The sequence below is a fragment of the Mesorhizobium waimense genome, from assembly GCF_003601975.1.
GTDB lineage: Bacteria > Pseudomonadota > Alphaproteobacteria > Rhizobiales > Rhizobiaceae > Mesorhizobium > Mesorhizobium waimense.
The window spans coordinates 1-2,072 of sequence record NZ_QZWZ01000139.1; the positions used below are offsets into that span (position 1 = coordinate 1).

General features: G+C 55.8%; 2 protein-coding genes and 1 pseudogene. All 3 read right to left on the minus strand.

The features are described 5' to 3' along the window. On the minus strand, positions 1-179 hold a 179-nt coding region (locus D3227_RS40170; protein ID WP_208646630.1), incomplete at its 3' end, for an aminopeptidase P family N-terminal domain-containing protein. 22 nt (positions 180-201) lie between these two features. Then, the gene (locus D3227_RS40175) at positions 202-942 is read right to left on the minus strand and encodes an amino acid ABC transporter ATP-binding protein (protein WP_120019443.1); all 741 of its coding nucleotides are present in this window, start codon (positions 940-942) and stop codon (positions 202-204) included. 119 nt (positions 943-1,061) lie between these two features. Further along, positions 1,062-2,037 (minus strand): annotated as a pseudogene (locus D3227_RS40180) (amino acid ABC transporter permease). Positions 2,038-2,072: the final 35 nt, after the last annotated feature.

The window sequence follows — 2,072 nt, forward strand, 5'->3', positions numbered from 1 at the left end:
GATACAACTACGCATTGGGGCACATAGAAGGCGTTACCGTCGTAGCCGGTAAGCCAGGCCATATTGGCGGGGTCCGTAACGATCAGTAAATCGATGCCCGCCTTCTCCATTGCATTCCGCGCTTTTTCAAGACGGATCTTGTATTCCGACAATTCAAATCGAAGCACTTCTGCACTCATAGTAGCCTCGGTAAACATCGCCTCAGTGTTTCAATATCTGGCTGAGGAAGAGTTTCGTTCTTTCATGCTGCGGATTGGTGAAAAAGTCGTGTGGCTTGCCTTCTTCGACGATGAGGCCTGCATCCATGAAGATCACTCGGTCCGCAACGGAGCGCGCGAAGCCCATCTCGTGGGTGACGCAGACCATGGTCATGCCGTCGCGCGCGAGACTGGTCATTGTCTCGAGCACCTCGGCGACCATCTCCGGATCGAGCGACGAAGTCGGCTCATCGAAGAGCATGACGGCAGGCTCCATGCAGAGGGAACGAGCAATCGCGACGCGCTGCTGCTGTCCTCCGGAGAGCTGAGCGGGATATTTGTTCGCCTGCTCCGGTATGCGGACGCGGTCGAGGAACTTAAGCGCGAGTTTCCTTGCCTCGGCCTCGGGCACACCCTTGATCCACATCGGGGCGGCCATGCAGTTCATCAGCACCGTCATGTGCGGGAAGAGGTTGAAGTGCTGGAACACCATGCCGACGTTCTTGCGAACTTCAGCCACGTCGCGCATTTTGCTATGCAACCTGATACCGTTAACGGTTATCTCGCCCTCCTGGTGCGCCTCAAGCCGATTGAAGCAGCGGATCAGCGTCGACTTTCCCGATCCGGAGGGACCGCAGACAACGACGCGCTCGCCTTTGCGAACGGTGAGGTTGATGTCACTCAATGCTTTGAAGGCACCGTACCACTTCGAGACCTTCTTGGCCTCGATAACTGTGTCGCTCACCGGCCCCTGCCCCTGGCTCGACGGCCTCCGATCCGAACTCGACTCCGGACGCCTCACATCGGCAGGCGCATTAGAATACCCGTGGGGATCGCCTTTAACTTGCTTGACGCTGTCGACGGTCATCGCGCCTTGCTCCTGGCGTAGTAGCGTTCGATCCTGGATTGGATCACTTCGAGGCAAATGGACAGGATCCAATAGATTATGGATGCCGCGGTTAACATCTCCATGTGATTGAAGGTAGCTTGCCCGAGCGTGCGAGCAAGGAACGTAAGCTCCCATACGCCCAGCACCGAGACGAGCGAGCTGTCCTTGAGCATCCCAATGAAGGAGTTACCCATGGGGCGGTATGATCACAGGCAATGCCTGCGGTAGAATGATCTTGCGCATCGTGAGGCCAAAGCCGAAGCCTAATGACCGGGATGCCTCCCATTGGCCGCGGTCGATGCTGGCGATGCCGGACCGGAAAATCTCCGTCATATACGCCCCTGCACAAAGCGAGAGTGCCAATATACCCGAAGGCACGGCATCAATGACAATGCCCACCTGCGGCAGGCCGAGATAGATCAGGTAGATCTGCATCAGAAGCGGCAGACCGCGGAAAAAGGACGTGTAAAAGCTGGCGATAGCGTAGGCGAAGCCGTTGCTAGACAATTTTGCAATAGCGGCAAAAATCGCGATAATCGATGCGAAGATGAGCGAAATTGCCGAAACATAAAGTGTCGTCACCACCCCCTGCGTGATAAGGAATGGCAGGTTCTTCCAAATAAAGGGCATGCTTAAATTAAATGTCTCGAAGAACGCGAGAAACAGGATCAGCAGCTCAAACCATACGACGCCGATTTGCATCTTCAGCGGCGCAAAGCCTATCAGGATGAGGTTCAGGCAGAAAACCACAGCAATCACGAAGGCGATCGCGAAGCGCCCGTAAAGGCCGCTCGCCAGGGGATCGCCGATGACCGGCCGCATGAGTTCGCCCATAGTCGTGCCGGTCAGGTTGAACGCCAAGAACACAGCGAGCACGACCGCGAATATCGAAGCGACGAACCACGGTTTGTGAACCAGGATCTCGGATTCGACTGTGTCCTGATAGAGCATGAGCAGCCTCTTAAAGAAAAAAGCGACCAAGGCCA